This window comes from Spirillospora sp. NPDC127506, from assembly GCF_040302145.1.
Lineage (GTDB): Bacteria > Actinomycetota > Actinomycetes > Streptosporangiales > Streptosporangiaceae > Spirillospora.
Genome location: NZ_JBEORG010000022.1, coordinates 89,139 through 113,704, shown reverse-complemented (window position 1 = coordinate 113,704; position 24,566 = coordinate 89,139). Strand labels below are relative to the sequence as shown.

Genomic DNA, 24,566 nt, shown 5'->3' with positions numbered 1-24,566 from the left:
ACTACTGCCTGGGTGCATTGTTGTGGTTGACGTTGTTCTGAACTTCGGCGATGACGGCGAATCCGCTGCGTTTCTCCGGCGATCCCGGCGACGCGAAGTCGTACTTTTCGACTGCCTTGATGAGTTCCGGATGCTGATATCCGGCAATCTGCGCCATCAGAAGCAAAGTGTTCATCTTTGAGTCACCGGTATGGGAACCCTTGGCCAGGTACAAGCCAACGGCCAGATCTTTGTAGAGTTGGTCCGAGTATGTGGAATACGTGCCTTGTATCTCCTGGACCTTCTTATCAAAGTCCGTGTATGAGACGCGATCCAGCGCCAAGCTGGTGCCGATGGCGTAGGCATCGGTCACTCCCGGAGTCGCGGCGGCCGGGGAGGCGCCCAGAAACGACCCGGCGACGTCGCGAAGCAGTCCGAGGTGCTTCTGCGCCTCTTCGTACTGCTTCTTGGTGAGTTCTTCGCGAGTTATGCGTTCCTTCCCGTAAGCGGCTATGAGGGTGCCTTCCAGGTACCCGGCGCGCACGATCGCGTCGTTGAGATTGTGGTTGCGGATTCCCCAGGCGAAGAGCAGCTGACGGTACGCCTCAGTGTCGACTGCAATCTGTGCCCAAGCCTTGTCGTCCGCCGCGAAGGTGCGCAGGAATTGCTGCGCTTCCTCGCCACCGATCTCGACGAATGTGCGTCCCGTCACCGGATCTCTGGTGGGCAACCCGGTTCCGCTCGCGGTCCGGTTGGCTTGGGCTAGCGCCGGGATATACATGCGTGTCATCGCCATCAGGCCAGAGGTGAGACCGGGGCCGAGTTCGAGGGTGTAGTGCTTGCTGTGGCCCGTGCCTTTGGGTGCCTGATCCGTTCGGGGGAGGATGTCGCCCCAAGGCCACCAGTCGGGGAGACTGTCTTTCTTGAGGAGCTTATCGACCTTTTCGCGACCCTTGTCATTCCACCATGCCACGGTCTTCATGATCTCGCCGGCATTGATTGCCGCTTCTTCCTCGTGCCCTTTCTGCGGCGTGGTGGCGAGCCTGATCACCGACCCGGCGACGGCGCCTCCGTCCGGCCAGTCCGGTGCCACCAGCAACGAGGCGTAGGTTTCTCCGTTGCCGCGACTGAGCCATATCATGGGGTTCGCCTTGTCCGCGTCCTTGACCGTGAACGCGTCATCGAGATGGCCAGCTGCAAGGGTTCTGGCCGCAGTGAGGTCCTTCTGCTGGGAGATACGGCCGAGGATGTTGAGACTGGGGTCGTACTCCTTCAGGGTTTTGAGCTCTGCCTCTCGCGTGTAAGGGTCGCCGATACCCCACGTCGTCCACCAAGCCCCCTCCGGCTGGTTGAGGACATTGATTCGGGATTGACCGTGCTGTGAGAAGACAGTCTCTTCCAGCTCATACGAGGGGTGCTTTTGGCGCCAGCGGAGGGCGGCTTTGCCCAGGTCTGCCAGGATGGCGCTGCTCCATTTGATGTTCGGGGCGCTCAGCTTGACCAGGAGGGCTTGGCCGGGCATGTCTGCGCCGGCGGGGCCCAGGGCCTTCGCGGCTATGCCTTCCGTCTCCTTCTTGCGGGAGAGGGCTGCTAGGGCTGTGCCCAGGTCGCCTACCGTCTTTTTGTCTTCGGGTGTCAGGCCGCTGGTTTTGCTCAGTTGGTGGAGGCGGTAGGGGAGTTTGCCTGCGGAGCCCGGTGGGATGTTGGCGAAGAACGTCGCCAGGTAGGCGGTGTTCTTGCTGTTCTCGCGGAGGGTGCGGGCTATCTCCGACATGATCGCCGGGGTGCCCGAGCCCGGGTGGGTCGTGTGCTTCAGCCATGTGCGGGCCTGGAGGCGGGCCAGGTCGGTCATCTCCTTGGAGCCGAAGCGTTCCAGGTCGGGGATCTCGATCACCGGGCCTTGGATCAGCGGGGTCGCGGTCACCTCTGTCTCGGCCAGGGCGTACATGATGCGGGTGCGCATGCGGGCGGCCTGGGTGCGGCACCAGGCGGCGGCGTTGTCGCAGGACGTGGTGCTCGGGATGTCCGGGTGGGCGAGGGCCAGGTGGCCGCGGATCATCTTGGCGCGGTGGGGGAGGTCTGCCGCGGCGCGGGTCAGCGCCGTTTCCAGGCGTTCTAAGGCGGACGGGGAGACCGAGGCGACGCCGGGCTTGCCGGCGGGAGGGGTGACCCGGGGGATCTCCGGCGGGGTCAGGACGAGCGGGACCTGGTTGAAGCGGACGACCGTGCGCTGCACCTCCAGCATCATGCGGTTGAGCGCCCGGTTGTGGCCCTGAAGGTCGGTGGTGAACGCGGCGGCGGAGCCGCCCTGCCAGGTCTGCGGTCCCATGAGGCGGGTCACCTCGGACATCGCGCTGGAAATCGCCTGGAGTTCGGCGTCCACGGCGCGGGCGTCGATCTTCAGGGTCATGACCCGCCTCCTTTCGCCCTGTGGACGGTAGTGAAAGGTGAGGCGGCAGGAGCGGAAGCGGTGTTTCGGGCGGGGTGTATCCCGGGTTTATTCGCGGGAGAGGGCCCGGGTCGCGCCGGCGGCGACGGTGAGGCCGAGGATCAGGCCCGCGGCGACGATGAAGTTCGCGATCCACTGGTAGATGCCCTTGGGGGCGAACTCGATCTCCTGGCCGAGGCTGCCGATGGGGAGGAGCAGGTCGAGGGTGTAGAAGAAGGCGTTGAAGTGTGGTTTGTGGCCTTCGTCCAGGACGTCCGGCTGGTGGATGGAGAAGACGATCGTGCCGAAGGCGAGGAGGCCGACCAGCCAGCTCGCGGCGCGGAAGGGGCGGTAGCCGTAGCCCACCAGGACGTCCTGCAGCCAGCCGACGATCTTGCGGGGGAGGCCCTGGGTCTTGCGGCGGTCGCGGGCCTTGGCGAGCAGGACGGAGCGGCCGTCGGCGTCCAGGCCGAGGGAGCGGTAGGTCTGCGCGAGGCGCTCGTAGGGCTGCGGGGCGTAGCCGTCGGTGTCGCGGCGCAGCCAGGCCAGGCGCTCGCGGGCGGTGAGGGGCGGTTCGAGCGTCTCGTACTGCAGGCCGTCGAGCTGGAGGCGCTCCGGCCAGGAGGCGGCGTCGTCGCGGAGCAGGTTGATGCGGGCGTAGGAGAGGTCGGCGGTGCCCTTGATCGGCTCGGCGGTGCGCAGGAGGAGCTCCTCGGCCTGGACGCGCTGCAGGCTGAGGGCCGTCCCGGTCTCGTGGCGCAGGCGGGCGTCGCGCAGGCTGAGCTGGCCGGTGACGCGGGCGCCGGAGAAGCTGACGGCGCCGGCGGCGGTGAAGCCGTCCGAGCAGTAGACGTCGGTCTCGACGGCGAGGTCGTCGGCGTTCAGGGCGGTGCGCTGGGGCGCGGACAGCTTCGCGCCGACGAAGGAGAGGTAGCCGCCGACGCTGGCGCCGCGGAGCCTGACCTCGCCCTCGGCGGCGAAACCGCCGTCGCAGAACACGTTCGCGGCCACGTCCAGGCGGCTGGCGTACAGGGCGACGCCGGACGGGTTGTACAGCCGCGCGCCCCGGAAGATCAGCTGGCCGCCGATGCGGGCGCCGGGCAGCCGGACCTCGCCGTTGGCGATGAAGCCCTGGTCGCAGTAGACGTTCGCCTCGACGGAGAGGCGGTCGGCGAGCAGCGCGTCCCCGCCCGGGTTGGTCAGCTGGACGCCCGACATGTTCAGGATGCCGGTGATGTTCGCCCCGTCCAGCCACAGGCCGCCGTTGATCCGGCTGCCCTCCAGCCAGAGGTGGCCGTCGACGCGGGTGCCGGACGCGACCAGGCCCGGCAGCCGGCAGCGCATCAGGTGGACGCTGTTCATGCTCGCCCAGTACAGGTGCGGCGCCTCGTCGAACGCGCAGCCGGTCAGGGCCAGCGGGACGGCGACCTCCGCGTGCCCGAGGTTCAGCGAGCCGGTGATGCGCGCGCCGGCGAGCCGGACGGCGGCGACCTGCCCCGGCTCGGGCTCCACCGCGCCGACCAGGAGCGCGACGAGGACCTCGGCCCTGACCACCCGGTCGGGACCCCAGCGGTCGGCCTGCCCGATGTCGTCGAGCGCCGGGTCGCCGGTCGACAGGTCGATGGATTCGCCCTTCGGGAACGCCTTCCACAGGCGGCGCTCCGAGGGGGTCAGGTCCTCGATGTTCATCGGGTGGCTCCGGGGGTGGGACGGCTCGTGAAGAGCCATGGTGCCGTACCCTTCAGATCGTAAGGAAAAGCGCAGATCAGTGGAGGGGGCGGTCGTGGCGCGTGTCGTCGTGGACGTCATGCTCAAGCCGGAGATCCTCGACCCGCAGGGCCAGGCGATCGCCAGGAAGCTGCCGCAGATGGGGTTCGACGGTGTGGTCGCGGTCCGGCAGGGCAAGCGGTTCGAGGTCGAGCTGGAGGGCGACGCGGACGAGGAGGCCCTGGAGCGGGTCGGCAAGATCGCCGAGACGCTGCTCGCCAATCCGGTCATCGAGAACTACGAGGTTCGCGTTCTCTGACCGGCATCGTCCGGAAATGGCGCAGAATACTGTTCGGTATCACTTCGGAGTTGGTCCGTTCCAAACCGTTGTGCCGCGCCGTGAGATTTCCCGGAAAGACCCGCGAGTATAGCGATTACGGAGTATTCCGCCGGGGAAGTGTTAGCTCCGTCGAGTCGTCGAGCGCGCTCCGGGGCCGGGGGACACGGTCGGGTAGCCCGGGGCCATGACACGAGGTGTCCGGGTGGATATGAGGTTCTCGCTCGCGCTGCCGCGCGCGGCGCTGAGCGTCCCGGTGATACGGCGTCTGGTGGGGGACGCCCTGCGGGGGCTCGGCGTCTCCGAGGACTGCGTCGACGACGTGCTGGTCGCCGCCTCCGAGGCGTGCACGAACGTCGTCCAGCACGCGCGCGCGTCGGGGGAGTACGAGGTGACCGGGCACGTCGACGACGGTGTGTGCCTTCTCACCATCACGGACTGGGGGCGCGGCCTCCGCGCGGCCCCCGCCGAGGAGCGGGACGCGTTGGCCGAGTCCGGACGCGGGATTAAGATCATGCGGGCGCTGGTGGACGACCTGGACATCGACTCGTCCCCCGACCGGGGCACCGTCGTTCACCTGCGGAAGCGGCTGACCTGGAGCGACGAGGCACTGGTACGGCGACTCGACGCCCGCCTCATGCACAACGCCGGGTAGATTAGGACGCGCGCGGGGGGTATGCGACGCGCAGCGGGGTTGAGCGGCGGAGGAGATTCCGACCGTCCCGGCCGCACCTCATTTCGGAGGAACAGAACAGATGGACGCTGCCCGGGTAGGCATCATCACCTTTCCCGGTTCGCTGGACGACAAGGACGCCGCACGCGCGGTCCGGCTGTCCGGCGCCGAGCCGGTCGCGCTCTGGCACGGGGACCACGACCTGCAGGGCGTCGACGCCGTCGTGCTGCCCGGCGGGTTCTCCTACGGGGACTACCTGCGCGCCGGGGCGATCGCCCGGTTCGCGCCGCTGATGACCGAACTGGTCGCCGCCGCCGGCGCGGGGCTGCCCGTCCTCGGCATCTGCAACGGCTTCCAGGTGCTGTGCGAGTCGCACCTCCTGCCGGGGGCGCTGCTCCCGAACGCGGGCCTGCACTTCGTCTGCCGCGACCAGCGGCTGCGCATCGAGAACGCCGGCACCGCCTGGACGAGCGAGTACAGCGAGGGCCAGGAGGTCGTGATCCCGATCAAGAACCGGGACGGCCGCTACACCGCCGACCGGGAGACCCTGATCGAGCTGGCCGACACCGGCCGGATCGTCGCCCGCTACGTCGACCTGAACCCGAACGGCTCCCTCGACGACATCGCCGGCATCTGCAACGAGGCCGGCAACGTGGTCGGGCTCATGCCCCACCCCGAGCATGCCGTGGAGTCGCTGACCGGTCCGTCCACAGACGGGCTCGGTTTCTTCACCTCCATTGTCAAGAGACTGGTCAACGCATGAGTGAGCAACGGCCCCACGCTTCCGGACGCGCCACCCGGGACGCCTCCGACGAACCGTCGATGGAGTGGCTCGGGGAGCTCAAGTCCGACGCGGACGACCCCGAGCTCCAGCCCGTCAACCCCGCGGTGACCCAGGGCTTCAAGGCCATCATCGAGGAGGACCGGAACGCGGGCCCGGCCGCCCGGCCGGCGCCGCAGGACCCCGCCGCTCCGGCGGCTCCCGGGCCGTTCACGGGCCCGATGCCGGTGCTGGACGGCGAGCGGCCCGCGCCCACCCCGGGCGCCCTCGCGGGCCCCGAGCAGGAGTTCGCCCGTGCCCTGGAGGAGGAGCGCGCCGCCGCCGACCCCTCGTCCACCGCGGCCGACCCGTCTCTCACGTTGCCCGACATGAACGGGCTCGCCGGTCCCCGGCCGCCGTCCCAGCCGGGCGGCTCCGGCACCGGCCCGCAGCCCGCCGTCGGCTCCAGCACAGGCCCTCAGCCCGCCGTCGGCTCGGGGACGGGGCCTCAGCCCGCCGTCGGCTCCGGCACCGGGCCTCAGCCCGCCGTGGGGACGGGCACCGGGCCTCAGCCCGCCGTAGGCCCCGGTACTGGGCCTCAGCCGCTCGTCGACCTCGACAGCGGGCCGCTGGCGCGTCCCGAAGGCCCCGGCACAGGTCCGCAGCCGACTGTGGGTTCCGGGACGGGTCCGCAGCCCGTGACCGGCCCCGGCACTGGCCCGCAGCCCATCGTCGATCTCGACAGCGGCCCTCTCTCCCGGCATGTCGGCCCCGGCGCCGGTCCGCGGCCTGCCGTCGGCTCGGGCACCGGCCCGCAGCCGGTCGTGGGATCGGGGACGGGGCCGCAGCCGACCGTGGGGTCGGGCACCGGGCCGCAGCAGGTGGTCCGGCCCGGCACCGGGCCTCAGCCGCTCGTCGACCTGAACAGCGGCCCCCTGGCGCGTCCGGAAGGCCCCGGCACCGGCCCGCAGCCCGCGATCGGCTCCGGCACCGGCCCGCAGCCGGCCGTCGGTTCCGGCACCGGCCCGCAGCCGGCCGTCGGCGCCGGCACCGGGCCTCAGCCCGCCGTCGGGCCTGGTACCGGCCCGCAACCCGTCGTCGGCCCCCGCACGGGCCCGCAACCCGTCATCGGCTCCGGCACCGGCCCGCAACCCGTCGTCAACACCGGCCCGCTGCTGCCCGTGCGCGCCGAAGGCCGCGGGACGGGCCCGCAGCCCCGCGTGGGCCACGGCACCGGCCCGCAGCCTGCCGTCGGCCCGGGCACCGGCCCCCAGCCCGCGCTCGGTCCCGGCACCGGCCCGATCCCGACGGTCGAGACCGCCGCCGGCCCGCAGCCCTTGGCGCGGGGGACCGGTCCAATGCCCGCGATCGAGGGGTCCGGCCCGGTCGGCCACGGCACCGACACCGTCGCCATCGCCGCCGCCACCCCCGAGCGTGCGCAGCCGTACGCCGAGCTGGGGATGAACGACGAGGAGTACCGGCGCGTCCGGCACATCCTCGGGCGCCGTCCAACGTCGGCGGAGCTGGCGATCTACTCCGTCATGTGGAGCGAGCACTGCTCCTACAAGAGCTCCAAGGTGCACCTCCGCCAGTTCGGCGACAAGGCCCCGAAGACCGACAAGCTCCTCGTCGGCATGGGGGAGAACGCCGGTGTCGTGGACATCGGCCACGGCTGGGCGGTCACCTTCAAGGTGGAGTCGCACAACCACCCGTCCTACGTGGAGCCGTACCAGGGCGCCGCGACGGGCGTCGGCGGGATCGTGCGCGACATCATGTCGATGGGGGCCCGTCCCATCGCCGTCATGGACTCGCTCCGTTTCGGCCCGGCGGACGCCCCCGACACCCAGCGCGTCCTGCCCGGTGTGGTGGCGGGCGTGGGCGGCTACGGGAACTCCCTGGGCCTGCCCAACATCGGCGGTGAGACCGTCTTCGACGCCTGCTACGAGCAGAACCCGCTCGTGAACGCCCTGTGCGTCGGCGTGATGAAGCACGAGGACATCAAGCGCGCCGCGGCCCCCGGCCCCGGCAACAAGGTGATCCTGTTCGGCGCCCTCACCGGGCCGGACGGCATCGGCGGCGCGTCCGTCCTCGCGTCGGCCACGTTCGACGACGAGTCGCACCAGAAGCGGCCGTCGGTCCAGGTGGGCGACCCGTTCATGGAGAAGCTCCTCATCGAGTGCTGCCTGGAGCTGTTCAACGAGGACCTCGTGGTCGGCATCCAGGACCTCGGCGCCGCCGGCGTGTCGTGCGCGACGACGGAGCTGGCCGCGGCCGGCACCGGCGGCATGCACGTCGACCTGGACGCCGTCCCGCTCCGCGACGAGACGCTCCTCCCCGAGGAGATCCTCATGAGCGAGTCGCAGGAGCGCATGATGGCGGTGGTCGAGCCCGGCAAGGTCGACCGCTTCATGGAGATCTGCGAGCGCTGGGAGATCCCGGCGACGGTCATCGGCCAGGTCACCGACACGCGCCGCCTGGTGATGACGTGGCGGGGCGAGACGATCGTCGACATCCCGCCGGTCACGGCCGTCGACGAGGGCCCGGTCTACAACCGCCCGCTCCAGCCCCCGCAGGACCTCGGCGCCCTGCAGGCCGACACGCCGGGGCGGCTCACGCGCCCGTCCAACGGCGAGGAGCTGCGCCGGACGGTCCTGTGGCTGGCCGGGTCCCCGAACCTGGCCAGCAAGACGTGGGTGACGTCGCAGTACGACCGGTACGTGCTCGGCAACACCGTCTCGGCGATGCCGGAGAACGCGGGCGTGGTGCGCGTCGACGACGAGTCCGGGCTGGGCATCGCGCTCTCCCTGGACGGCAATGGCCGCTACACGCGCCTCGACCCGTACTCCGGCGCCCAGCTCGCCCTGAGCGAGGCGTACCGCAACGTCGCGGCGACCGGGGCGCGTCCCCTGGCCGTCACCAACTGCCTCAACTTCGGCTCCCCGGAGGACCCGGGCGTCATGTGGCAGTTCGCGCGGGCGGTCGAGGGCCTGGCGGACGGCTGCCAGTACCTGGGCATCCCGGTCACGGGCGGCAACGTCAGCTTCTACAACCAGACGGGCGACGTCCCGATCAACCCGACGCCGGTGATCGGCGTCCTGGGCGTCCACGACGACGTCCGCCGTCGGGTGAACATGTCGCTGACCACCGACGGCGCCACGATCGCGCTGCTCGGCGAGACGCGCGAGGAGTTCGGCGGCTCGGAGTGGGCGCACGTCGTCTACGGGCACCTGGGCGGCCTGCCGCCGCTGGTCGACCTGAAGGCGGAGGCGGCGCTGGCGTCCGTCATGGTCAGCGCCATCCGGGACGGGCTGGTCACGGCCGTGCACGACCTGTCGGACGGCGGCCTGTCGCAGACGCTGGTGGAGTCGTGCCTGCGCGGCGGCCTCGGCGCCCGCATCACGCTGCCGGGCGACCCGTTCGTGACGCTGTTCAGCGAGTCGGTGGCCCGCGCCATGGTCGTGGTCACCCCGGGCGCGGAGAGCCGCCTGGCGGCCCTCTGCGAGTCCGCGGGCGTCCCCGTGGCCCAGCTCGGCGTGGCGGGCGGCGACGCCCTCCACGTGACGGGACGCGGCCAGGACGGCGACCAGCAGGAGCTGTTCAGCATCAGCCTGTCGGAGCTCCGCGAGGCCCACGAGCGCATGCTCCCCAGCTACGCCGACTGACCGGCGCGCAGCCGAAAGGGGCGCCCCCGCGAACCCGGGGGGCGCCCCTTACGCGTCCTACGTCCGCGTCGTCCTACGTCCGCGTCGTCCTACGTCCGCGTCGTCCTACGTCCGCGTCTATCCGCGTCCGTCTAGAAGACGGAGATGTGGACGTGGTCGTAGTGGTTGGCGGTGACGCCGCCGCGGTTCTCCATCATGCGCCAGCCGGGGCTGCGCATGTCGTAGATGCGCTGGCGCCAGATGACGTACTTGATGCCGAGGGCGCTCGCGTGGGCGATGGCGTATTCGGCGGTGCGGTCGCCCAGGGCCTTCGCGGAGCCGCTCGCCATCACGCCGCCGGTCGTCACCATGAAGTCGCAGGCGTGGCCGGTGCCGTGGTCCTGCGGGTCGCCGGTGAGCCGGACGCAGCCGATCGTGGGGAACGGGCCCATTTCCAGGTCGATGGTGTTCTTCACCTTGAGCATGCGGGGCGTGACGCCGCCCATGCCGATGCTCGGCGACTCCGGCTTGTACTTCTTGACGAGCTTCTGGATCTGGGCCTTGCGGCTCTGCAGGTCCTTGATCTCCTTTTTGAGCTCCGTCATCTTCTCCTGGGCCTTCTTGCGCGCGGCCGCCTGGTCGTCGACGAGCTTCTGGATCTGCGCCACCTTCGCCGCCTTGTTCTGCGCGAGGTGGCTCACCAGCGTGGCGTTGCTGAGCAGGTCGGTGGGGTCGGCGTCGGCCAGGAAGGTGACGGTGGGGTCCTCCCCGCCGGTCATGTACTGGGTCGCGGCGAGCTGCGCGACGAGGTTGCGCGCCTCGACGAGGTCCTTCTTCAGGCCGTTCGACTTGATCAGGGCCTTCTGGGCGGCGTACTGGGCGTCCTTCAGCTTCGCGAGGTCGCCGCCGTACTCCTTGTCGAGCTTCTGGATCTGGCGGTTCAGCTTGTTGAACTTGGCGCTGTCGCCCGGGTCCATGGGGGCGTACGCGGGCGGGGACGCGTTCGCGGCGGGGGTGGCGGTGCCGAGCAGCGGCAGCGCGGTGGCGATGGCCACGAGAGCCGTGGCGGTGCGTAGTCCACCTCGCCGGCGCGCGGTCGCCCGACAGGTGGAGGCGGGGGTCTCCACGTGTTCTCCTCTCGTCATGGCCGTAGGTACGTCTTTCGTTGGTACGGAAGTCCGGAGGCCGGAAGGTCAATGGGCGCTGAAGAACGTCCGGCGTCGCCAAGGGTAGACCCATGGGCCTGGTGAGACGGCGCGGTACGCGAGAAGCCCGGCTCCCCTGCTGGGAGCCGGGCCATCTTACGTGACGGGTCTCACAGCGTGCCCTTGTAGAGCAGCCTGTTGGCCTGCGAGCGCAGCCGCTTGAGGCTGTGGGTGGAGTTGTCGTTCAGCCACTTCTGCACCGTCGGGAAGTTCGCCGTCTTGTGCGTGGACAGGTACAGCGCCGCGACGCCGCTCACGTAGGGGGTCGCCATGGACGTCCCGCTGAGCTTCTGGGCGTTGCCGCCGGGCCAGGTGGACCAGACGCCGTAGCCGGGCGCGTTGATGTCGACGCACTTGCCCCAGTTGGACCACGTCGCGCGGTTGTCGTACGTGGTGGTCGCGCCGACCGCCATGACCCAGCCCGCGCTGGACGGGGAGAACTTGCAGGCGTCCTTGTTGTCGTTGCCGGCGGCGACGGACACGAACACGCCGGACTTCGACAGGTTCGTCACGGCGGTGTTCAGCGCCGAGGACTTCGGCCCGCCGAGCGAGAGGTTCGCCACGGCCGGCTTGGCGGCGTGCGTGCGCACCCAGTTGACGGCGGCGATGACGTCCGACACCGAGCCGGCGCCGTCGCAGTCGAGGACGCGCACCGCGCGCAGCTTCACGCCCTTGGCGGCGCCGTAGGTCTTGGAGCCGAGGATGCCCGCGACGTGGGTGCCGTGGCCGTTGCAGTCGCCGCCGTTGCCGCCGAACCTGCTGGCCGCCCAGGCGACGGAGGCGCGGCCGCCGAAGTCGGGGTGGGTGACGTCGATGCCGCTGTCGATGACGTAGGCGCTGACGCCGCTGCCGGTCGACTTGTAGGTGTAGGTCTTCGAGAGCTTCCGGGAGCGCTGGTCGATGCGGTCCAGGCCCCACGGCAGGGGGTACTTCTGCGTCGTGTTCGCCCGGACGACCTGGTCCTGCTCGATCGCGGCGACGCGGCGGTCGTTGCGCAGCTTGTTCAGCTGGTCGCCGCTCAGCTTGGCGGCGAAGCCGTTCAGCACGCCGTCGAAGCGCTTGACGCCCGCGGCCCTGACGTTCTTGGCGGCGGCGTCGGCGGACGCTCCGGGCTTCAGCGTGACGATGTACTGGCCGGGCACGGGGGTGCCCTGCGCCGCGGTCACCTTCACGAGGGACGAGGAGTCGTCGGCGAGCACGGGGAGCGCCGCGGCGGCGCCCAGGCTCGTCGCGACCGCGCCGGCCAGCAGCAGCCTTCGGTGGACAGCCCGCAAGGCCTCTCCTTCTGCAGGGGGACCACGCGCGTCGGGCCCCGTTACATGATCGATGATCTCGATCGAAGGGAAACTTTAGCGGAACTGTCCTGATTTGATGCGACAAATTGGACGCGATGCCAGATGTGGCTTTTCCGTTGCCAGAACGGGCCCGCGTCCGGACCGGGACGGCCGCCCGAGCGGGTCAGGCGCGGCTGAGCTTGCCTCCGTAGCCGAGGTTCGTGCCCGGCCTGCTCCACGTGTACTGGAGCGTCCCGTCCGGCTGCCGCGTGATCTCGACGACCCCGCTCGTGCACGGTTTGCCGATGGCCAGGTTCATCTTCAGCGCGCTCTCCGTGCCCCTGGTCAGCGTCAGGGTGCCGGTGCACCCCTCACGCGGATACACCGCGCGCGCCGTGGTGCCGCCCGCCTCGAACGTGACCTCCAGCGGGAAGGACACGTTGCGGTTGGTGTTGACCATGTCGCCCTTCCAGGTCCCCCCGAAAGAGGCGGGGATCGTGGTCACCGGGCGGTTGTTGGACGCGTTCGCGCTGTCCGGGGGCGCCCCGTTGTCGGCCTTGAGCTGAGGCCACAGCACCAGCGCGATGATGGCGATGCCCACGCCGACGCCGATGAACAGCGAGAGGGCGAGGCCGAGCACGTGGTTGCTGGGGCGCCGCATACGCGCGATGGACGACAGCGGTGAAGAACGCCGCCGGCCGCCGTCCCGCCCATGGCCGAGGCCCGGGATGAGGTGCGGCTCGGAGACGTTCAGGTGGTCGTGCGGGCCGACGGCGTCGAAGGTGGCCGTCGGGTCGGGGCCCACCGGGTCGAACGTCGCGGTCGCGTCGTGGCCGACTGCGTCGAACTTCGCGGTCTGGTCCGTCGGCACGTGCTCGTCCCGCCGGTCCGCGCCCGGACGGTCGTGGCTCACCGCGCCGAAGATGGCGGTCGCCTCGAAGGCCGCGGGGTCGAGATCGGCCGCGAGCGGCTCCGGCTCGGGCGCGGGCTCCTGGCGGGGCTTGCGGGTGCGCGAGAGCTTGCCGAGCAGGGGGATGGACGGCGACGCGGCCTCCCGCGTCGGCTCCGGCGGCCCTGGCGGCATGGGCGGCGGAATGGGCGGCGCCTGGGGTACGTGAGGTGCGGGCGGCGTCCCCATGGGAGGACGCGGCGGCGGTACCGTCGGCGGCACGTTCGGTTGGGCCGGCCCACCGGCGGCCAAGGCGCGCCCCTCCTCCACCATCGAAGGCGGCATCCGGCTGGGCAGCGGGCTGCCCGCCCCAAGGAGCCGGTCGAGAATCTGCGGTGCCGTAGGGCGGTCTGCCGGATCCTTCGCGAGAGCACTCGCCAGCACATCGCGCAGGGAATCGGGGACGACCGACAGTTCCGTCTGGCCGTAGAGGATGCGCTGCATCACCTCGTGGGGCGAGCCCTCCCCGAACGGGGGCCGGCCCGTGGCGGCGAACAGAAGGGTCGATGCCCACGCGAACACGTCCGCGGCAGGGCCGATGCCCGTGCCCCGCAGCTGCTCCGGGGCCTTGTAGGACGGGTCGTCGGTGATGTGCCCCGTGAAGGCGACGTTCACGGCTTCCAGAGCGCGCGCGATGCCGAAGTCGGCCATCCGCGGCCCGTCCCGCCCCAGGAGGACGTTCCCGGGCTTCAGGTTGTGGTGGAGGGCACCCGCCCGGTGGACGGCCGCGAGCGCGACCGCCATGCCGACGGCCACCCGCTCGACGACGGCGCCGCCGCGCCTGCCCTCCTCGTCGACGAGCCGCTGGAGGGACGGGCCGTCCACCCACTCGCTCACCACGTAGGGGCGGTCGCCGTCCACGTCGGCGGCCAGGATCGCCGCCGTGCAGAACCCGGAGACCTTCCGGGCTGGGGAGAGCGCGCCGGCGAACCGGGACCTCGCCACGGGCTCGCCGCTGAGCCGCACGTGCAGGACCTTCACGGCGACGTGGCCGCCGGCCGGGTCCCTGCCGAGGAAGACGGCGCCCTGCTCACCGACGCCGAGCCGGCCCGTGATCTCGAACGCGCCGAGTCTCAGCGGGTCACCCGGCTGCAGGGGCAGCGCCTCGGGCATCTGACGAACCTCCGTGTCCTCCGGGGACGCGCCCCCGGCTCCCCGCCAACTCACTCCCCCATGCCTGGCACCGGGGTCCTTTTTACCGCCTGCGCACGCTCCTCGTGGGCGGCGTCCCCCGCGCCCCCTGTCCGCTCCTGCTCGTCCGTCCGCCCGGCCGACCGGGTAGCGTCGTCCGCGATGCCGCGAACTCCGCTTTCACTCGCTGTACTGAACGAGCAGCGCGCCCTGCTGGGCCTGCCGGCCCACACCGGCCCCGACGAGCCCGCCGCGCTCCGTCGCGCGGCCCTGGAGACCGTTCTCGCCGCCGCCGGGGCGGGAGGGCCGGAACCGTCCCGTCCGGTGGTCAGAGGGGCGGTGCGGTTCCTGCTCGACCGGCTCGCCGAGCTGGCCCCCGGTCGTTCGGTGGAGGTCCGGGTCCCTCCGCACGCCGCCGTTCAGTGCATCGACGGCCCGCACCATACCCGTGGTACGCCACCGAATGTGGTGGAGATGGACGCCGCGGCGTGGATCGCGCTGGCCACGGGACGGCTGGCCTGGGCGGACGCGGTCGCGGACGGACGGGTAAGGGCCAGCGGCGCGCGCGCCGACCTTTCGGGGTATCTTCCTCTGCCCATCGACTGAGGCCCCGCGGTGCGGGAGTATCCGCCTTGCTGGAGGTGATCCCCGTGCTCATCGCGCATTGGACGTTCGACGTCGCCACCGTGGACGGCCGCAGGGTCGCGGAGGCGACCGGCGCCGGACCGGCCGCCGAGCTGGACGAGACCGCCGGGATCGTCCCCGGCCGGGACGGCGAGGCGCTGTCCCTCAACGGGAACGACCGCGCCGTGATACCCGCCGCGCCGCAGCTCGTCCTGAGCCAGGTGTTCGGGTTCAGCCTGGCGTTCTTCGTCCAGGTCACCGAGCCGCCGACCGGGGAGTGGCGCAGCCTCGTCTACAAGCCGGTGGCCGAGAACGACGCGCGGGGCCTCGGCCTGTGGCTGTATCCGGACGCGATGAGGGTGCGGGTCCAGCTGTTCACCGTCAAGGGGCCGGACTACGTCGACAGCCACACAAGACTGGCCCTCGGGGAATGGGCCCATCTCGCCTTCACGGTGAACACCCAGGGCATGTTCCTCTACATCAACGGCAAGCTGGATGTGGCCGTGTCGCTGGAGCATCCCGTCGTCACACCGGCCGGACCCATCTACCTGGGCAGCGAACCCACCAAGCCAGGATTCGGCGGCCTCATGGACGACTTCCGTGTGTACGCCTCATCGCTGAACGAGGAAGCCGTACGCGCGCTCTGCGAGTGAGGCGCGATGGGCGCCTGAGCGGCGCTGTCCGATCGAGGGCTCGCCTTGGCGAACGGGAACTCCCGCTCCACGCAGCTCCTGCGGGACGCCTCGTCCGGGTAGCGCGTCTCGTCCCCGCACTGGGCGGCCTTGCTCAGCAGCCAGAAAAGCGCCCCCGCGCCTATGACGAGAGCGAGCGCGGAACAGGCGACGCCCACGACCGCCGGCCGCCGGTCAGGGTCGCGCCGCACGAGGGCGACCGTCCCGAGGACGAGCCCCGCGAGGGCGGGGATCACGCCGAGCAGGCAGAGCACGAGCCCCGCCAGGCCGGTGATTCCGAGCACCTGCGAGGCCCTCGCCAGACCGCTCCGCCGGGGCGGCGCGGGCGGCGCGTAGGTCTGGTACCCGGGCAGCGTCATGTGTCCCTCCACGTGTCGTCCCTCAGATTCCCCGGCACCATGTGATGCCTGTGGTTCGGAGGAGTAAAGCTCCGTTAAGACATGCCACCGATCGGAGCAGGTGAACCGGGCATCTAGACTGATTCGCGTGCCTCTCCGTGACGGACGTCTGAGCCACGACATCGATCCTTCCGACCGCGCTCCGCAGGACGCCTGCGGGGTCTTCGGCGTCTGGGTCCCCGCCGACCAGGCGTCGCGGGCCGAGGTGAGCAAGCTCACCTACTACGGTCTCTACGCGCTCCAGCACCGCGGGCAGGAGTCGGCGGGCATCGCCGTCAGCGACGGCTCCCGCATCGTGGTGTTCAAGGACATGGGGCTCGTCGCCCAGGTCTTCGACGAGTCGGTGCTGAACACGCTGCGCGGCCACATCGCCGTCGGCCACTGCCGCTACTCCACGACCGGCTCCCCCACGTGGGAGAACGCGCAGCCCACGTTCCGGTCGACGGACGCGGGCGGGCTCGCGCTCACCCACAACGGCAACCTCATCAACACGCCGGAGCTGGCCGCGCGGCTCGAGCCGGGCATGCTGACCGCCACGACCGACACCGAGGTCCTGACCGCGCTGTTCGCGCACCACGGCGAGGGCGGCCCCATGGCGGCCGCACGGGAGATCCTCCCGGCCACGCGCGGCGCGTACTCCCTGGTCTTCATGGACGAGGGCACCCTGTACGCGGCCCGCGACCCGGAGGGCGTCCGGCCGCTGGTCCTCGGCTCCCTGGAGGCCGCGGGCGGCTGGGTCGTGGCGTCCGAGAGCGCCGGGCTCGACATCGTCGGCGCCCGCTTCGTCCGGGAGATCGAGCCCGGCGAGCTGGTCGCGATCGACGGCGCGGGCGTGCGGTCCGAGCGGTTCGCCGAGGCGCGGCCCAAAGGCTGCCTGTTCGAGTACGTCTACCTCGCCCGCCCCGACACGGCGATCGCGGGGCGCAGCGTCCAGGCCACCCGCGTCGAGGTGGGGCGCAGGCTCGCCCGCGAGCACCCCGTCGAGGCCGACATGGTCATCCCGACGCCCGAGTCGGGCACGCCGGCGGCGATCGGCTACGCGGAGGCGTCCGGCATCCCCTACGGCCAGGGGCTGGTGAAGAACTCCTACGTCGGGCGGACGTTCATCCAGCCGTCCCAGACGATCCGCCAGCTCGGCATCCGGCTCAAGCTCAACCCGCTGCGCGAGGCGATCGAGGGCAAGCGGCTCGTCGTGGTGGACGACTCGATCGTGCGGGGCAACACCCAGCGCGCGATCGTGTCGATGCTGCGGGACGCGGGCGCCGCCGAGGTGCACGTCCGCATCTCCAGCCCGCCCGTGGCGTGGCCCTGCTTCTACGGCATCGACTTCGCGACCCGCGCCGAGCTGATCGCGGGGAACCTCTCGGTGGAGGAGATCCGCGACTCCATCGGCGCCGACACGCTCGGCTTCATCTCCCTGGACGAGCTCATCTCCGCCACGCACATCGCCAAGGACAGGCTGTGCCGGGCGTGCTTCGACGGCATCTACCCCATCCCGGTGGATCAGAACGCCCGCGGCAAGCATCTGCTGGAGGTCGGCCGGTGACGTCCTACGAGGCAGCCGGTGTCGACATCGCGGCGGGTGAGCGCGCCGTAGAACTGATGAAGTCCCGGGTGGCCCGGTCCCGGCGCCCCGAGGTCGTGGACGACGTCAGCGGGTTCGCGGGCCTGTTCGACGCGTCCGCCCTGCTGAAGTACACGCGGCCCTTGCTGGCGACGTCCACGGACGGCGTCGGCACCAAAGTCGACCTGGCGCGGCGTCTCGGCGTCTACGACACGGTCGGGCACGACCTGGTCGGCATGGTCATCGACGACCTCGCCGTGTGCGGGGCCGAGCCGCTGTTCATGACCGACTACATCGCGTGCGGGAAGGTCGTCCCGGAACGGATCGCCGACATCGTCGGCGGCATCGCGGACGCCTGCGCCCTGGCCGGGTGCGCCCTCGTCGGCGGCGAGACCGCCGAGCACCCGGGCCTCCTAGAGGCGGACGAGTTCGACCTCGCGGGCGCGGGGACCGGCGTCGTCGAAGCCGACGAGATCCTCGGCCCGGACCGCGTCCGGGCGGGGGACGCGGTGCTCGCCATGGCGTCGTCCGGCATCCACTCGAACGGGTACTCGCTCGTCCGGCACATCCTGGCCACGACCGACCTGACCCTGGAATCCACGCCGGACGAACTTGACCGTCCTCTCGGTGAGGAACTTCTCACCCCGACGCGCATCTACGCCAAGGACTGCCTGGCGCTGACCCGGGCCGGCGGGGTGCGCGCCTTCGCGCACATCACGGGCGGAGGGCTGGCCGCGAACCTGGCACGCTCGCTCCCGGCGACCAAGGACGCCGTCCTGGACCGCTCGTCGTGGGAGGTGCCGCCGGTTTTCCGCGTCCTGCAGGCGCACGGCGGCGTCCCGCAGCCCGAGATGGACAAGACGTTCAACCTGGGCGTCGGGATGGCCGCGATCGTGAGCCCGGACGCCGCCGACGCGGCGCTCCGCCTGCTGGCCTCCCGCGGCGTCCCCGCGTGGGCCCTCGGTGAGATCGTCGAGGGCGCCGGCGGCGCCGTCCTCGCCTAGCGGCGCGGGAGCGGGAAGAACACGATGCCCGTGTGACGGGCTGAGAGGGGCGGTGAGCGCCTCTCAGCCCTCACCCGTCACACGGATGAGCGCGGGAGCGCGAGCCGCCGTAGAAGCGCGGAGAGGCGCTCTCGGCGGCCGGTGGAAACCATGGCTCACACACCCCCATGAGGAAGAACCGCGGCGAACATGCAGAAGTCACGACAAACGCCACTACCCGTCGCGAGCAGTGGCGTGCTGTCAGCCGGTCAGCCGGAGGTGCCGTCCTTGCGGGGCTCCGTGCCGTAGTCCTCGGCGTAGTCGGCGTACTTCTCGGCGAGCTCGTCGTAGGAGTCGTCGCCGGAGTCCGTGACTCCCAGTTCGTCCTTCAGGCGGTCGAGGTCCGTGTTGCCGGTGTTGTACTTGAGCTGCCGGGCAACCTTTACCTGCTTGGCCTTGGCTCGGCCGCGACCCATTGGCTCGACCCCCTCGATGGTCAGGGCTTTCGTGGGCCCATCAACGCGCGCGTGTACCACACGAACCGGTGCCTGATGAGCCATGCGTCAGTCACGGGTACAACCGTACCCGTTTTGCGCCTGGCTCGGTACATCGACGGTACGTGGCGGCGCTCCTGTTGCTGATAACAACAGTGTATCCGGTGGTCACGAGTACGTGCCAAAGCCGCCGCGGGACGGTCGTACGGTGCCCCGCGGCGGCCCTTGCAACGGTCTTGCAACGGTCTAAACGGGTCTTGGACGCCCACTGTCCGGACCCGCCGCACAGACCGGTGCGGCGTGGTTCAGAGGAGGATTCCCCGCAGCCTGCCGATCTCGGACATCCGGCGCTCCGCGAGCCGGTCGGCCGCCACCGCCGGCGGGACGCCGTCGTCGGCGGCCAGCGCGAAGATCTTCCGGGTCGTGTCGTAGATTCCGGCGGCCCGCGCCTTGGCGCGGTCGAAGTTGAAGCCCTCGATCTCGTCCGCGACCTGGATCACGCCGCCGGAGTTCACCACGTAGTCGGGCGCGTACAGGACGCCGCGGTCGGCGAGGCTCTTCTCCACGCCCGTATGGGCGAGCTGGTTGTTCGCCGCGCCGCACACGACCTTGGCCCGCAGCACGGGCACGGTCTCGTCGTTCAGGGAGCCGCCCAGCGCGCACGGTGCGTACACGTCCAGATCCGCGCGGACCAGGGCGTCGGCGTCCGCGACGACCTCCACCTCGGGATGCAGTGACCGGACCCGGTCTACCGCGGCCTCGTTCACGTCGCAGATCACGACGTCCGCGCCGTCCTCGCGCAGGTGCTCCACCAGCCGGTGGCCGACCTTCCCGACACCCTCCACCCCGACCCGCTTGCCGCGCAGGTTGGGCGCGCCCCACACGGTCTCGGCGGCGGCGCGCATGCCCTGGAACACGCCGAACGCCGTGAGGATCGACGAGTCGCCCGCACCGCCGTGCGCGACCGTCCGCCCGGTGACGAAGCGGCACTCCCGCGCCACGACGTCCATGTCCTCGCTGTACGTGCCGACGTCGCACGCCGTGTAGTAGCGGCCGTTCAGCGACTGGACGAACCGTCCGTACGCCCTCAGCATCGCCTCGGACTTGTCGATGGCGGGGTCGCCGATGATGACGGCCTTGCCGCCGCCCAGGTCGAGCCCGGCGAGGGCGTTCTTGTAGGCCATCCCCCGGGACAGGTTCAGCACATCGGCGAGCGCCTCCTCCTCGGAGTCGTACGGGAAGAAGCGGGTGCCTCCCAGGGACGGGCCCAGCGCGGTCGAGTAGATGGCGATGATGGCGCGCAGGCCGCTGGCCTCGTCCTGGCAGAAGACGACCTGCTCGTGTCGGGGTTCGGTGCCCTTGTGAGGCGCCCCGAAGACATTAGGCACGGTAGTGCCCTCCTCTCTGTCTCTAGATCAGACTAGGGCGCGCGATGGCCCCCCGTCCGCCCCCGTCTCGTGTCACGATTCGATGGTGCTTCCGTACGCCGCGTACCTACGGGTTTATGAACCGGTGACCGCCTTCCCGGAGCCTGCGCGGACCCTGTGGACGGTCTATGCCGACTCCAGGCGGCGCCCGCGGCGGATCCACGCGCTGAGCGTCGAGCACCGGCAGGCCGCGCTCAGGCTGACCGCCTCACCGCCGGAGGTCGCCCCGGAGCGGGAGAGCAGGGACGCCTACGTGCGGCGCCTCGACGACATGATCTACATCTGCCCGTGGGGGACCCGGCTGCGCTCATGGCTGGCCTTCGAGCGGTTCAGGAACCAGCACGCCGCCGGCGTCGCGGCCGCGTTCGTCCCGCCGCCCGTGGCGGAGCGGACGATGAGCGAGTTCGAGCGGTGGAAGCTGGCGGGCCGGCCGCTGCGCCCGCACATCCTGACGAGCACCTGGCACGTCCCGCTGGACTGGTTCGTGCCCTTCGCGCGCGGCGAGCGGTGCCTGATGCTCGGCACGCCGGGGACCGGGTACCGCATGTCCGAGGACGCGTCCGACGACCTCGCGGCGCACGGCCCGGCCACGGCCGCCCCCGCCCGGACGCTCATCTACGTCACCTCGATGGGCGAGGCGCGCCGCCGGGTGGCGGCGGCGCTCCCGGTGGTGCGCGAGAATCTCGGCGACGGGACGGAGGAGGTCTACCTCCTGTCGGCCGGACGGCTGGAGACGCTCGGCCGGTGGCTCGGCGAGTTCCACCCGGGCTCCCTGGTGGAGCTCGACTACGGAGGGCTCGTCCACCTGATGGACGACCGGGCCCTGAGCACGGACGAGTCGGTCGCCGAGATGACCGTGGCCCTCACCGGGATGGAGCGCGGCGAGGTCGAGCTGACCGTGGCGATGTACAAGCGGCTGCTGGCCCGCTGGCGGCCCGTCCGGGCGCTCGAGGCGGCGAACTAAAACAAATTTCCCGAATCCGCGCGCGATACGACTATACGTGTCGCTAGAATCACGCAGCGTGACCCAGTCGCCTTCGCTCGAGTGCCGCACCCTGCCACCGCGGGGATGTTTGCACGCAACTACCGCCAGGAACTTGCTTGTTGCGCTGAGTGGTGGCAAGGTTACACGTTGTGATGTCATAGTGGCTCTTTCGGGCCATAGGGGACATCAGTGACCACGCGAGGATCAATCGCAGGATCGCTGTCATCGGTCCACGAAGGAGAGGCCGCAAACATGTCAGCACGTACGCCAGAGGCCGAGCCCCTGCTGACGCCGGCGGAGGTGGCGACCATGTTCCGCGTCGACCCCAAGACCGTCACGCGCTGGGCGAAGGCGGGGAAGCTCACCTCCATCCGGACGCTCGGGGGGCACCGCCGCTACCGCGAGGCGGAGGTGCGGGCACTGCTCGCGGGGATCCCGCAGCAGCGCTCGGAATAGCGCGCACAACCGAGGGGGGGACGGCCGGGGGGCCGCTGGGCGCTCTCGCACGAGGGCCGGCCAGGGGTCTCCCGGACGAGCGGCGGGGACCACGGTCCTCCGAGAACCGTGCGTCCCGGGCCGGTCACCGTTCGGCCGGCGTCCCGCCCGCGAACCCCGCGGGCGGGAGTCGGCCTGCGTGGAATTTCGGACACCCTAGGCGCAATCGTCCACAATCGGACACTTGGCTCGGGAGTCACAGGGGTTACTTGCCCAACTCCTCCTGGGCGAGGCGGTCGAACAGGGCTCCCGTCCCGGAGTCGTGCCGCCCGGCCGTCTGCATGATGGCCACGAGCTGGTCGACCAGCAGGCGCTCCAGGTCGGCGCGGGGGATGTCGCGGTTCTCCAGCCAGTCCAGGCCGGCGGTCTCCACCACGGCCATCCAGCTGCGCAGCGTGATGCGCAGCACGGGCGGCGGGTCGCCCACGTCCAGCGAGTGCAGGATGCGGTCCAGCAGCAGCCGGCGGATGCCGTCGACGATCTCGCCCGCCTCGCCGGAGCGGTCGGCCGGGCCGCCGCGCAGCAGCGCCGTGTAGCCCGCCGCGTGGCTCTCCACGAAGTCGAAGTACCGCTTCAGCGAGATGCGCAGGCGGTCGAGCGGCTTGCCCTCCGTGGGCGGTTCGAGCAGCACCGACAGCTTCTTCGCCGCGCTGCCGAGGGCCGCGATGTACAGCTCGTACTTGCCGCCGAAGTAGTGGTAGACGAGCGCCCGCGAGGCGCCCGCCGCGGCCGCGACGTCGTCGATCGAGATGTCCTCGGGCGAGCGTGCGCTGAACAGCTGCAGCGCAGCGTCGATCAGTTCCTCGCGCCGTTCGTCCACGCTGAGCCTGCGACGGCCCCGTCCGCCGCTCTGCCGGCCCTGGGTCTTGTCGCCGGCCACCGCACGATCTGCCACGTGAGAAGGGTATCCGAGGCGGGCCCGCGGCATCTCCCGGCGACCGGCGCGGACGCCCGCTCTTCACCGGGCCGTGATCATCCACGGACACCGCTGTGATCCGGGACACCACAGCCCTGAACCACCATTCACGGATGCCCGTTACTCCCTGTTGCGACGATATGTGGGGAAGGCGCGGCATCATGGCATCTCCTCCCGAGCGGAGGACGGCGCGCCGGCTCCCCCGGCGGCGTGTCGTCGCGGCAGGTCCTGCAGGTCCCCCCGGACGGAGTGCCATGTCAGCTGATGAACCGAACCCCCCGTACGACAGGCGAGGAGAGGGCGCGGTACCCCGGCCGCGCAGCGGATCTTCTCCCGCCGCGCGCGACGAGGGGAGGGCGGTGCCCGCGCCGAAACCGACGATCCGCAACGTCGCCGAACGCGCCGGAGTCTCCAAGTCGCTCGTCTCACTGGTGATGCGGGGGTCGCCGCACGTGAGCGAACGCCGCAGGCAGGCCGTCCTGCAGGCCGCCCGCGAACTCGGCTACCGCCCGAACGCCGTCGCCCGCAGCCTCGTCGAGGGCCGCACCCGGCTGATCGGCGCCATCGTCGCCGATCTGCACAACCCGTTCTTCGCCGAGTTCCTCGACGGGCTGCAGGAGAGCCTGCACGGCGCCGGCCTGCGGATGCTGGTCGGCAGCGGCCGCTGGGACCCGCTGTTCGAGGCCGAGGCCGTCGAGGCGTTCCTGGAGATGCGGGTGGACGGCCTGGTGCTGCTCAGCGTCGTCCCCGAATCGCTCAAGGAGGCGGCGGCGAGCGTCCCGGTCGTCGTCGTCGGCGAGCGCGACGTGCACGGCGTCGACATCGTCGTGGACGACGACGAGCTCGGCGCGAGCCTGGCCGTCGACCACCTCGTCGAACTCGGGCACCGCCGCATCGCCCACATCGAGGGCGCGCGCTCGACCACCGCCCACTACCGCCGCGCCGGCTACGAGAAGGCGATGCACCGGCACGGGCTCGCCCCCGAGATCGTCGTCGAGCCCGGCGACTTCACCGAGGACGGCGGGTACCGCGCCGCCCGCTCGCTGCTGCGCCGCGACCCCCGGCCGACCGCGGTCTTCGCTCCCAACGACCTGGTCGCGACCGGCGCCCTCTCCGCCGCCGACGAGCTCGGTATGCGGGTCCCCGCCGACCTGTCGATCGTCGGCTACGACAACACCCACCTCGCCGCGATCCGCCACATCTCGCTGACCAGCGTGGACCAGCCGCGCCGCGACATGGGGCGGGTGGCCGCCGAGCTGCTCACCGCGCGCATCGGCGACCCGTCCCGGCACGCCAGGCAGAACCTGGTCGTCCCGCACCTGGTGGTGCGCTCCACCACGGGGCCCGTTCCCGCCCCGTGACCCCTCGGTAAGAGGCTCGTCCCCCCGCCACATCCAGCTCCCGCGCGATCGTGACCCCGGTGCGGCCGTCCCCCTGGCCGGTTATGGCCGGGGTAGGGCCACGGCCCATCGTCCCCAGAACCGGTGTTGACCGGGTAAGGGGCTGGCCAAGCCTGCCGCATTCGCCAGCCCAGCGCCCGGCACCGGGTGGTTAATGGACTGACCGTCCGACGGGTGGACCCGGGCGGCCTCGGGGGAGGCCGCCCGGACGAGTCCCGGCAAGAGTCCTCTGGGGGTTCAGCTCGTGCGTGATCCGGAACTGGTGTCGTGCGCGCAGCGCGCGGCGAGCGAATTGGAACGGGCGTGGTCGGAGTGGCGGCACGCCCGCGGCCTGGCCGAGCAGGTGTCGGAGTCCGTCGCCAGCTACGTGGCCCACTCCATCGACCATCCGTGGGGCCGTCCCCGCGTCGTCCTCGGCTTGGACGCGGACGAGGCGCGGGCCCTCGCCGCCCTCCTCGGCAGGGAAGACCCGCTGCGCTGATTTCCGGGACTTCGTTTGACGAA

The 24,566-nt window shown here is 71.1% G+C and carries 20 protein-coding genes; 12 read left to right on the top strand and 8 right to left on the bottom strand.

Going from position 1 to position 24,566, the window contains the following annotated elements; genetic code table 11:
* Position 1 precedes the first annotated feature (1 nt).
* Both ABTW95_RS21565 and ABTW95_RS21560 read right to left on the bottom strand, forming a co-directional pair.
* Positions 2-2,389, bottom strand: coding sequence for a hypothetical protein (locus tag ABTW95_RS21565; RefSeq protein WP_500227192.1), 2,388 nt, complete (start codon positions 2,387-2,389; stop codon positions 2-4).
* An 87-nt stretch (positions 2,390-2,476) separates the two neighbouring features.
* A complete protein-coding gene (locus tag ABTW95_RS21560) occupies positions 2,477-4,135 on the bottom strand; it encodes a hypothetical protein (protein WP_500227191.1) in 1,659 nt (552 codons plus the stop codon).
* Positions 4,136-4,190: 55 nt separating this feature from the next.
* Between ABTW95_RS21560 and purS the strand changes: the two genes are divergently transcribed.
* From purS to purL, 4 genes are all read left to right on the top strand, one after another.
* Positions 4,191-4,433, top strand: a complete 243-nt coding sequence (gene purS / locus ABTW95_RS21555; RefSeq protein ID WP_396445459.1) for a phosphoribosylformylglycinamidine synthase subunit PurS — start codon at positions 4,191-4,193, stop codon at positions 4,431-4,433.
* A 229-nt stretch (positions 4,434-4,662) separates the two neighbouring features.
* Complete coding sequence (locus ABTW95_RS21550) at positions 4,663-5,106, top strand: ATP-binding protein (RefSeq protein WP_396445591.1); 444 nt, start codon at positions 4,663-4,665, stop codon at positions 5,104-5,106.
* A gap of 100 nt (positions 5,107-5,206) precedes the next feature.
* Entirely contained in the window at positions 5,207-5,887 is a 681-nt protein-coding gene (purQ, locus tag ABTW95_RS21545) for a phosphoribosylformylglycinamidine synthase subunit PurQ (protein WP_396445460.1), read from the top strand.
* A 1,355-nt stretch (positions 5,888-7,242) separates the two neighbouring features.
* On the top strand, positions 7,243-9,546 hold the full coding sequence (gene purL / locus ABTW95_RS21540) for a phosphoribosylformylglycinamidine synthase subunit PurL (protein ID WP_500227201.1): 2,304 nt from the start codon (positions 7,243-7,245) through the stop codon (positions 9,544-9,546).
* A gap of 131 nt (positions 9,547-9,677) precedes the next feature.
* On the opposite strand, the gene ABTW95_RS21535 is transcribed toward purL, so the two are convergent.
* The 3 genes from ABTW95_RS21535 to ABTW95_RS21525 form a co-directional block, all read right to left on the bottom strand.
* On the bottom strand, positions 9,678-10,580 hold the full coding sequence (locus tag ABTW95_RS21535; RefSeq protein WP_396445461.1) for a coiled-coil domain-containing protein: 903 nt from the start codon (positions 10,578-10,580) through the stop codon (positions 9,678-9,680).
* 260 nt (positions 10,581-10,840) lie between these two features.
* Positions 10,841-12,004 carry a S8 family peptidase gene (locus ABTW95_RS21530; protein WP_396445462.1) on the bottom strand — a complete coding sequence of 388 codons (1,164 nt, stop codon included), beginning with the start codon at positions 12,002-12,004 and terminating at the stop codon, positions 10,841-10,843.
* Between the two features lie 184 nt (positions 12,005-12,188).
* Positions 12,189-14,066 (bottom strand): serine/threonine protein kinase, encoded by a 1,878-nt coding sequence (locus ABTW95_RS21525; RefSeq protein ID WP_500227190.1) that lies wholly within the window; start codon positions 14,064-14,066, stop codon positions 12,189-12,191.
* Between the two features lie 180 nt (positions 14,067-14,246).
* Between ABTW95_RS21525 and ABTW95_RS21520 the strand changes: the two genes are divergently transcribed.
* The 4 genes from ABTW95_RS21520 to purM all read left to right on the top strand — a co-directional run bounded on the left by ABTW95_RS21520 (position 14,247) and on the right by purM (position 18,366).
* Positions 14,247-14,690: a sterol carrier family protein gene (locus ABTW95_RS21520; RefSeq protein WP_396445464.1), complete on the top strand. Its 444-nt coding sequence runs from the start codon at positions 14,247-14,249 to the stop codon at positions 14,688-14,690.
* Between the two features lie 44 nt (positions 14,691-14,734).
* Positions 14,735-15,361, top strand: coding sequence for a LamG domain-containing protein (locus ABTW95_RS21515; RefSeq protein WP_500227189.1), 627 nt, complete (start codon positions 14,735-14,737; stop codon positions 15,359-15,361).
* A 525-nt stretch (positions 15,362-15,886) separates the two neighbouring features.
* Positions 15,887-17,344 carry an amidophosphoribosyltransferase gene (gene purF / locus ABTW95_RS21510; protein WP_500227188.1) on the top strand — a complete coding sequence of 486 codons (1,458 nt, stop codon included), beginning with the start codon at positions 15,887-15,889 and terminating at the stop codon, positions 17,342-17,344.
* Positions 17,341-18,366, top strand: coding sequence for a phosphoribosylformylglycinamidine cyclo-ligase (gene purM / locus ABTW95_RS21505; protein ID WP_396445467.1), 1,026 nt, complete (start codon positions 17,341-17,343; stop codon positions 18,364-18,366). The genes purF and purM overlap by 4 nt, the downstream gene beginning before the upstream one ends.
* A 248-nt stretch (positions 18,367-18,614) precedes the next feature.
* Here purM and ABTW95_RS21500 read toward each other — a convergent pair whose 3' ends face one another.
* Together ABTW95_RS21500 and ABTW95_RS21495 are read right to left on the bottom strand one after the other, a co-directional pair.
* Positions 18,615-18,821, bottom strand: a complete 207-nt coding sequence (locus ABTW95_RS21500) for a DUF3073 domain-containing protein (protein WP_396445468.1) — start codon at positions 18,819-18,821, stop codon at positions 18,615-18,617.
* 323 nt (positions 18,822-19,144) lie between these two features.
* Complete coding sequence (locus tag ABTW95_RS21495) at positions 19,145-20,227, bottom strand: Leu/Phe/Val dehydrogenase (protein ID WP_396454759.1); 1,083 nt, start codon at positions 20,225-20,227, stop codon at positions 19,145-19,147.
* Between the two features lie 82 nt (positions 20,228-20,309).
* Here ABTW95_RS21495 and ABTW95_RS21490 point away from each other — a divergent pair, with 82 nt between their 5' ends.
* Positions 20,310-21,230 carry a DUF8083 family protein gene (locus ABTW95_RS21490; protein ID WP_500227187.1) on the top strand — a complete coding sequence of 307 codons (921 nt, stop codon included), beginning with the start codon at positions 20,310-20,312 and terminating at the stop codon, positions 21,228-21,230.
* A 273-nt stretch (positions 21,231-21,503) separates the two neighbouring features.
* Positions 21,504-21,707, top strand: coding sequence for a developmental transcriptional regulator BldC (bldC, locus tag ABTW95_RS21485; RefSeq protein ID WP_012850682.1), 204 nt, complete (start codon positions 21,504-21,506; stop codon positions 21,705-21,707).
* Between the two features lie 244 nt (positions 21,708-21,951).
* Here the strand turns inward: bldC and ABTW95_RS21480 are convergent, their stop codons facing one another.
* On the bottom strand, positions 21,952-22,641 hold the full coding sequence (locus ABTW95_RS21480; protein WP_396445471.1) for a TetR/AcrR family transcriptional regulator: 690 nt from the start codon (positions 22,639-22,641) through the stop codon (positions 21,952-21,954).
* Between the two features lie 380 nt (positions 22,642-23,021).
* Here ABTW95_RS21480 and ABTW95_RS21475 point away from each other — a divergent pair, with 380 nt between their 5' ends.
* Positions 23,022-24,023 carry a LacI family DNA-binding transcriptional regulator gene (locus ABTW95_RS21475; protein WP_396445472.1) on the top strand — a complete coding sequence of 334 codons (1,002 nt, stop codon included), beginning with the start codon at positions 23,022-23,024 and terminating at the stop codon, positions 24,021-24,023.
* A 283-nt stretch (positions 24,024-24,306) separates the two neighbouring features.
* Positions 24,307-24,543: a hypothetical protein gene (locus ABTW95_RS21470; protein WP_396445473.1), complete on the top strand. Its 237-nt coding sequence runs from the start codon at positions 24,307-24,309 to the stop codon at positions 24,541-24,543.
* Positions 24,544-24,566: the final 23 nt, after the last annotated feature.